Source organism: Methylorubrum subtropicum (assembly GCF_038442325.1).
Classification (GTDB): domain Bacteria; phylum Pseudomonadota; class Alphaproteobacteria; order Rhizobiales; family Beijerinckiaceae; genus Methylobacterium; species Methylobacterium subtropicum.
Window position 1 is genome coordinate 410,091 of the sequence record NZ_JBBXMW010000004.1, and the last position, 6,887, is coordinate 416,977.

Below are 6,887 nucleotides of genomic sequence, written 5' to 3' on the forward strand. Positions count from 1 at the left end.
CTGCCATTGGACCGACGCTGCGCGCGGTCGCCTCTCCCGCCTCTCAACGCCCCCACACACCATCTGCCGTCGCCGTCCTTTTCCCTGCCCAATGGCCGGGATGGAGGACCGCCATGAACGACCGCATTGAATACCGGCCTATGCAGCACGCCGAGGAGCCGGAGGAGCCGCCCCGCATCGTGCCGCCTAGCGCCCGCTACGCCGCCACGGTCATAGCCTCCGCCCTGTCCGGCTCCCTGCTCACCTGGTTGCTGTCCTCGGCCGCACCGGTGCGCGTGGAAACACGGGAAGTGCCAGTGGTCCGGGAGGTCGTGAAAGAGGTTCCTGTGATCAAGGAAGTGGTGCGCGAGGTGCCCAAGGAAGTGCCGGTCGTGCAGACGGTCAAGGAGTACGTCCCGTTGCCCACCACGGACAAGCTGGTGGAAAAGACCGTGGAGAAGTGCGTGCCGGTGCAGACGAACGTGGTCCGGCAGGTGGCGGCACCGAAACCTAAGCCGAAACCCCGCCCGGCGATGAGGGTGGAGGAGATGTTCCGGCCAGACCCGAACGTGCCAGAGGCGGGCTACTACACCCGGCCCGTCTACCGCTACTGAAACAGAGAAGGCCCCGCGAGGGGCCTTTTCCATATCGTCTGAGATGATCTTTCTTGGTTGGAACTTTATCTTATCACGCTTCAGCATCCACAAGAAAGGCCTCTTTCGGCAGGTTCATTTCCGCCATTTCTTCCACCAACCATGCCGCCGGGCGTCCGCCTGTGCCGCAGGTCAGGTTCGAGTCCTTCTTGGACTTATAGACCTTACCGGAAGGGGTCTTGCCGGTTCGGCGCTTGCGCTCGCCAGCGTGACTGGGCGCGCTCGCTTCAGGCCGACCCGTTAGGGCCAGCAGTTCCGCCTTTTCGGCTTCAATATCAGCCAGCCGGGCTTTAACCGCCTCATCCATGTCCGCCTTGCAGGCCGCGAGAACGGCTTTCTTCTGGTCGAACGGCAATGCCTTGAAGTGGTCGAGGAAAGCAGCGGTATCGTCTGTGGGTTCGATTCGGGTGCCCATGGCATGCTCCGGGAAAAGGGAAGGGACAAAGAAACTAAAGCATGGCGCTTTGTGAAAGAAAAGCTATTTTTGAGCGTAAATCAGTTGACAGGTCTTTATTCCTGCGCAAGAATCAAATGCATAAAGAAAGAGAAGGTAATGCAATCGACTTATTCCCTTGGCGCCGATCACCCCAACAACCCGCTGGATTACAGCGAGCCGTCAGAGTTTCGTTATCGTATTGAAAGTGACGACCTGCCGGAAAGCGCAGAAAAGTTCTGCACCAGCCGCCTGTTCACCGACAGCTACATGGAAACCGAGAAAGAAGCGCAAAGCACGGCACAGGTCATTGCCGACGCTATTGGCGAGCCGGTTTCCTATCAGCGGTGGACGCTGGATGGCTGGGGCATGCCGCGTGAGATTTTTGACAAAGTGGAGGTAAAGCCGAGTGCCTAAAGGGGGACAACGACCAAATTCCGGAAGAAAGAAAGGTAGCGGGAAGTACGGAGAGCCAACGGAAAACCGCCGTATACCACTAAGTCTTTTGCCGGAAACAGATGAAAAATTGCGGCTTGCCGAAATAGCGGCCAGCAAGAAACCCAATGAGGAAGAAATGAGTGAAACTGCCTGAGAAATACCGTGGGGCTACCGAGGGGCCGTGGGTACAGCAAGGGTTCTATGGAACCACTGACCACCTTCAGGTGAACGGCGCGAACGGAAAGTTCGTTGCTATCGTTCGAGCGGAACGTGTTGAACACCATAACACGCCAAACGGACGTCTAGAAACGGATTATGTTAGGTCTGCAGAACAGTTTGCAAATGAGAGAATCATTCGTGACGCTTGGTCCAACGCAGTTCGGGTGAACGAGTTGGAAGAAATTCTGGCAGGCACTCGAACGACGGTCGACTGGTCACACGAGATTAACCAGACGTTTTTTGCGAGGTTGGCCGACGAGGCTGGGAATTTTGAATGGCGAGCAAACCTTTGCCGCGAAGATTTTCAGCGTAAGTTTTCTGATTTGCTAAACGATTACTTTCAGGCACGGCAGGCCCTTGCGGGCCACCAAAGCCAGGAACCCCGCGCCGACGAAAGCGCGGCGCGATGACGGCCCGCAATCTTTTGCACAGGAGCAAGTTGGACACATTCGCCGCTTGGTGTGTCCAGCAAGGTCATGCCGTTGAGCGAAACGCGGCGGACTTTGAAGTGTTGCGCGTCCGAATGGCTGGTGTGGCGGTTCCTGTCCGTGTGTATGACCGACATCAAGGTGACCACCTAACTGTACAAGCCGATGGCGAAAAGCTGGTCCGTAAGTGGCTTAAGGTGCGGTGATTGGCCGGGGCGTCGTCGCGCCCCCCACTCCTTCCGACAGCGCGTCGGCCATCGTGAGTGCCCAGAGCGGCCATGGAGGTTAGCGCCAGAGCCTGTCATCCGGCGCGAAAAATTTTGGTCAGCACTGTCTTGCGGCGCAAACAGGAAATCGTCATACGGCGCCCCCCACGGATTTGGAGGCCATCATGACTGAACCACCGAGCATGCGCCGCGGAGGACGCCTGCACCGCGATAAAGACGGGTTTGATGTTGGGACTTACCGTGTCCAAGACGACAAGCTCTCGATTCGTGTCCACCGCGAACGGGGTGATGTCGAGTGGGGCATTATGGAACGGCAGGATGACGGCCAATTCGTTTTCCGTAGCCTTCACCATGAGACTGCTGATGCCGATGGAATCGTTGGCGACGAACTGACGGTAGTTTCACGCGTCGTCGCAGCAACCGGCGGCTCGCCGCTGTCCAAAGTCTAATCGGCCGCACGGACACCGGAACGCTGGCAAGTGACTGGCAAGTTACCGCCTGCCTCCCTCTGATTCGCGGTGCCCCCACTTGCCACCCCGTGCCCTGCTAAATCGTTGGCAGGGCTACGTTTCCGCCGGACCGCCTTGCTTCACACGCGAAGGGTCACAGGTTCGATCCCTGTCGCGCCCACCACGCCCTCTTCTCGAAAAATCATCCCTGCAATCGCCGGCATGCGCTCGGCTTTCGGGCGGTCCGCACCGATCGGGTACTTTTGCCTGACCGAATGCCATTGACCGGGCATCGAGCCCGCGGGGACAGTGGGGTCTTCCCGCCGACCGTTCCTCAGGGATCGCCGATGACGCTCCGCCGTGCCGCCCCTTCGTCGCTTGCACGCCATCGCCTGTACCGGGCAGCTGCCTTGATCATGGCCTGCGGTCTGCTCGGAGGCCTAACGGGGGTCGCGGAGGCGCGGCTGTCGGTGACCGACAAGCTCAGCACCTATCGCCGCGCATCGAGCCAGGAACGAATCGACCTCGCCAATCGCCTTGCCAAGTCGTTCTCGTCGCTGTCACCGCGGCTCGACCGCGACTACTTCATCCGCTGCCTGGAGGAGACGGTGAATATCGGCGACCCGCGCGATCTGGAACTCGACGCGGCGGTGCGGCTGTGCGTGGCGGCGGTGCCGGAATAGGGCACCAAGACGCGTTCAGCGGTCAGGCCCGGCCTCCGGCAGGACCACATCCTCGCCGCGGGCCCAGGCTTCGAGCCACGCATCGACATCGGCGTCAGCGATCACACGGCCGGCTTCTAGATCGGCCTCGGCGACCGCCAGCATTGACGCCTCGATGTCGAGACGCCGCGGCTCCGCTTCGCGACCGTGCTGGAAACCCATCGTCACCACGGCTGCTCTTGCTTACGCAGGGGAGGGCGCACAATGCAGAAGCGCGAAGCCCGGCACTCGGCCGGGCTTCCGTCGAACAGCCCGCTTACAGCGGGATGTTGTCGTGCTTCTTCCAGGGCTGCTCCATCTCCTTGGTGCGCAGCATGCCCAGCGCCCGCGCGATGCGCTTGCGGGTGGAGTGGGGCATGATCACCTCGTCGATGTAGCCGCGCTCGGCCGCCACGAACGGCGAGAGGAAGCGGTCCTCGTACTCCTTGGTGCGCTCGGCGATCTTCTCCTGATCGCCGAGTTCACTGCGGAAGATGATCTCGACCGCGCCCTTGGCGCCCATCACGGCGATCTGCGCGGTGGGCCACGCGTAGTTGAGGTCGGCGCCGACGTGCTTCGACGCCATGACGTCGTAGGCGCCGCCGAAGGCCTTTCGGGTGATGATGGTGACGAGCGGCACCGTCGCCTGAGTGTAAGCGAACAAGAGCTTGGCGCCGTGCTTGATCAGGCCGCCGTATTCCTGCGCGGTGCCCGGCAGGAAGCCCGGCACGTCGACGAAGGTGACGATCGGGATCGAGAACGAATCGCAGAAGCGCACGAAGCGGGCGGCCTTGCGGGAGGCGTCCGAATCGAGCACACCGGCCAGCACCAGCGGCTGGTTGGCCACGAACCCGACGGTCCGCCCCTCGATGCGGCCGAAGCCGGTGATGATGTTGCGGGCGTAGGCCGCCTGGATCTCGAAGAAATCGCCCTCGTCCACCACGCGGCGGATCAGCTCGCCCATGTCGTAGGGCTTGTTCGGGTTGTCCGGGATCAGGGTGTCGAGCGACTTGTCGAGGCGCTCGACGTCGTCGAAGCTCTCGATCTCCGGCACGCCCTCGATGTTGTTGGCGGGCAGGAAATCGAGCAGGCGGCGGATCTGCAGGATCGCCTCGACGTCGTTCTCGAACGAGCCGTCGGCGATGGAGGATTTCGAGGTGTGGACCTTGGCGCCGCCGAGTTCCTCCGCCGTCACGACCTCGTTGGTGACGGTCTTCACCACGTCCGGGCCGGTGACGAACATATAGCTCGTGTCGCGCACCATGAAGATGAAGTCGGTCATGGCCGGCGAGTACACGTCGCCGCCCGCGCACGGGCCCATGATGACCGAGATCTGCGGGATGACGCCGGACGCCATCACGTTTCGGCGGAAGACCTCGCCGTAGCCGCCGAGCGCGGCCACGCCCTCCTGGATGCGGGCGCCGCCGGCGTCGAAGATGCCGATGATCGGGGCGCGCATCTTGAGCGCCATGTCCTGCACCTTGACCATCTTGGCCGCGTGCGCTTCCGAGAGCGAGCCGCCGAAGACGGTGAAGTCCTTCGAGAACAGGAACACGGTGCGGCCGTTGACGGTGCCCCAGCCGGTGACGACGCCGTCGCCGGAGATCTTCTGCTTCTCCATGCCGAAATCGGTGGAGCGGTGCTGCACGAACATATCGAACTCCTCGAACGACCCGTGGTCGAGCAGGAGTTCGATGCGCTCGCGCGCGGTGAGCTTGCCGCGCTTGTGCTGGGCCTCGAGCCGCTTCTCACCGCCACCGAGGCGGGCCTGGGCGCGACGTTCCTCAAGCTTCTCGAGAATGTCCTTCATGGTCCTGAGGGCCTCCCTGCGGGCGATTTGTCTTTTGAATGCAAGATGAAGCCGATGAGCTTGACCTTGCCTCGCTGAATCGCCCTTAGCACGCGGTCCTGTCGGCGGAAACGGGGCTTTCGGGTGGCTCGCGCGCCCGATGCCCGCTCTGCTTGGCGCGCACGGGCGGGGCGTGCGATGATTCCGGCGCATTCGCCCGAGGGTGGTGCATCGAGCGTCGAAGAGAGCCATCGATGAGCGCGTCCGCCGAGCCCCAGATATCCTACGTCGTGCTGTCGCCGGGCGATCCGGCGCCGTGGTTCGCGCAAGCCAGCACCGGCAACCCGCGCTACACGTTCGACACGGCCGCGGGCCGCTACATCGTGCTGGGCTTCTACGGCTCGGCCGGGAGCGAGGCGGGCCAGGCGGCGCTCGCCGGCATCGCCCGCAACCGGGCGCTGTTCGACGACGAGCGCGTCTCGTTCTTCGGCGTCAGCCTCGATCCGAGCGACCGCAGCGAGGGTCGCATCCGCGACGAGTTGCCGGGCCTGCGCCACTTCCTCGATTTCGACTGGCAGGTGTCGCGCCTCTACGGCGCCGTCCCGCGGGAGGCGCAGGCGGGTTCCGCGGTGGAAATCCGGCCGTTCTGGCTCGTGCTCGATCCGACGTTGCGGGTGCTGGCCCGCATTCCCTTCGCCCGCGACGGCAGCGACCGCGAGACGCTTTTCGCCGAACTCGCCCGCCTGCCGCCGCCGGACCGGTACGCCGGCTTCGAGGTGCCGCCGCCGATCCTCGTGCTGCCGAACGTGTTCGAGCCCGCCCTCTGCCGCGACCTGATCGGCCTCTACGAGCGCCAGGGCGGCGAGGAATCCGGCTTCATGCGCGAGGTCGACGGCAAGACCACGCTGGTCCACGACCACGCGCACAAGCGCCGCCGCGACGTGACGGTGGAGGACCCAGCCCTCGTCGGTGCGATCCAGGCCCGCATCCGGCGGCGCGTCGCGAGTGAAATCAAAAAGATATTCCACTTCGACGCGACGCGGATGGAGCGCTACATCGTCTCCTGCTACGCGGCCGAGGACGGCGGCCATTTCCGCGCCCACCGCGACAACACCACCCGCGGCACGGCGCACCGGCGCTTCGCCGTCTCGATCAACCTCAACGCAGAGTTCGAGGGCGGCGAGGTCAGCTTCCCGGAATACGGCCGGCGCAGCTTCAAGGCCCCGCCCGGCGGCGCGGTGATCTTCCCCTGCGCGCTGCTGCACGCGGTCTCGCGGGTGACGGCGGGCCGCCGCTTCGCCTTCCTGCCGTTCCTCTACGACGAGGCGGCGGCGAAGATGCGCGAGGCGAATGCCGGGTATCTGAACGAGGGGAGCGGGTATCGGGCGAATGCGAGCGCGCCGGCGGCCTAGGCCGCGAACTCATAACGATTGGCACGGTTGCCCACGCTGATCGTTGGTCCTCCAGCCATGGAGGATCGTGAATGGCACGGTTTGATCTGACGGACGCGGAGTGGGCAGCGATCGAGCCGGTTCTGCCGACGGACGTGCGTGGCAAAGAACGGGCGGACG

The 6,887-nt window shown here is 63.5% G+C and carries 9 protein-coding genes and 1 pseudogene; 7 read left to right on the forward strand and 3 right to left on the reverse strand.

Translation table 11 applies throughout. The annotated features are described in order from the left end of the window. The first annotated feature begins 113 nt into the window (after nucleotides 1-113). Nucleotides 114-593 (forward strand): hypothetical protein, encoded by a 480-nt coding sequence (locus AAHG03_RS08955; protein ID WP_342150268.1) that lies wholly within the window; start codon nucleotides 114-116, stop codon nucleotides 591-593. Between the two features lie 73 nt (nucleotides 594-666). Here the strand turns inward: AAHG03_RS08955 and AAHG03_RS08960 are convergent, their stop codons facing one another. Further along, complete coding sequence (locus AAHG03_RS08960; RefSeq protein ID WP_342150269.1) at nucleotides 667-1,047, reverse strand: hypothetical protein; 381 nt, start codon at nucleotides 1,045-1,047, stop codon at nucleotides 667-669. A 3-nt stretch (nucleotides 1,048-1,050) separates the two neighbouring features. On the opposite strand from AAHG03_RS08960, the gene AAHG03_RS08965 reads away from it, so the two are divergent. The 4 genes from AAHG03_RS08965 to AAHG03_RS08980 all read left to right on the forward strand — a co-directional run bounded on the left by AAHG03_RS08965 (nucleotide 1,051) and on the right by AAHG03_RS08980 (nucleotide 3,509). After that, nucleotides 1,051-1,482, forward strand: coding sequence for a hypothetical protein (locus AAHG03_RS08965; protein WP_342150270.1), 432 nt, complete (start codon nucleotides 1,051-1,053; stop codon nucleotides 1,480-1,482). Nucleotides 1,483-1,643: 161 nt separating this feature from the next. Beyond that, complete coding sequence (locus AAHG03_RS08970) at nucleotides 1,644-2,132, forward strand: hypothetical protein (protein ID WP_342150271.1); 489 nt, start codon at nucleotides 1,644-1,646, stop codon at nucleotides 2,130-2,132. A 409-nt stretch (nucleotides 2,133-2,541) separates the two neighbouring features. After that, nucleotides 2,542-2,826, forward strand: coding sequence for a hypothetical protein (locus AAHG03_RS08975; RefSeq protein WP_342150273.1), 285 nt, complete (start codon nucleotides 2,542-2,544; stop codon nucleotides 2,824-2,826). Between the two features lie 470 nt (nucleotides 2,827-3,296). Continuing rightward, the gene (locus AAHG03_RS08980) at nucleotides 3,297-3,509 is read left to right on the forward strand and encodes a hypothetical protein (protein ID WP_342150274.1); all 213 of its coding nucleotides are present in this window, start codon (nucleotides 3,297-3,299) and stop codon (nucleotides 3,507-3,509) included. 15 nt (nucleotides 3,510-3,524) lie between these two features. Here the strand turns inward: AAHG03_RS08980 and AAHG03_RS08985 are convergent, their stop codons facing one another. Together AAHG03_RS08985 and AAHG03_RS08990 are read right to left on the reverse strand one after the other, a co-directional pair. Next, nucleotides 3,525-3,716, reverse strand: coding sequence for a hypothetical protein (locus AAHG03_RS08985; RefSeq protein ID WP_342150275.1), 192 nt, complete (start codon nucleotides 3,714-3,716; stop codon nucleotides 3,525-3,527). Nucleotides 3,717-3,804: 88 nt separating this feature from the next. Next, nucleotides 3,805-5,337: an acyl-CoA carboxylase subunit beta gene (locus tag AAHG03_RS08990; protein ID WP_342150276.1), complete on the reverse strand. Its 1,533-nt coding sequence runs from the start codon at nucleotides 5,335-5,337 to the stop codon at nucleotides 3,805-3,807. A 233-nt stretch (nucleotides 5,338-5,570) separates the two neighbouring features. On the opposite strand from AAHG03_RS08990, the gene AAHG03_RS08995 reads away from it, so the two are divergent. Continuing rightward, nucleotides 5,571-6,728 (forward strand): 2OG-Fe(II) oxygenase, encoded by a 1,158-nt coding sequence (locus tag AAHG03_RS08995; protein WP_342150278.1) that lies wholly within the window; start codon nucleotides 5,571-5,573, stop codon nucleotides 6,726-6,728. A gap of 71 nt (nucleotides 6,729-6,799) precedes the next feature. Next, a pseudogene (locus tag AAHG03_RS09000) lies at nucleotides 6,800-6,887 on the forward strand (IS5/IS1182 family transposase); the annotation flags it as partial.

Excerpts from the sequence above, each read along its gene's own strand:
- AAHG03_RS08955 (WP_342150268.1), top strand. The coding sequence starts at position 114 with ATGAACGACCGCATTGAATACCGGCCTATGCAGCACGCCGAGGAGCCG.
- AAHG03_RS08960 (WP_342150269.1), bottom strand. The coding sequence starts at position 1,047 with ATGGGCACCCGAATCGAACCCACAGACGATACCGCTGCTTTCCTCGAC.
- AAHG03_RS08965 (WP_342150270.1), top strand. The coding sequence starts at position 1,051 with ATGCTCCGGGAAAAGGGAAGGGACAAAGAAACTAAAGCATGGCGCTTT.
- AAHG03_RS08975 (WP_342150273.1), top strand. The coding sequence starts at position 2,542 with ATGACTGAACCACCGAGCATGCGCCGCGGAGGACGCCTGCACCGCGAT.
- AAHG03_RS08990 (WP_342150276.1), bottom strand. The coding sequence starts at position 5,337 with ATGAAGGACATTCTCGAGAAGCTTGAGGAACGTCGCGCCCAGGCCCGC.
- AAHG03_RS08995 (WP_342150278.1), top strand. The coding sequence starts at position 5,571 with ATGAGCGCGTCCGCCGAGCCCCAGATATCCTACGTCGTGCTGTCGCCG.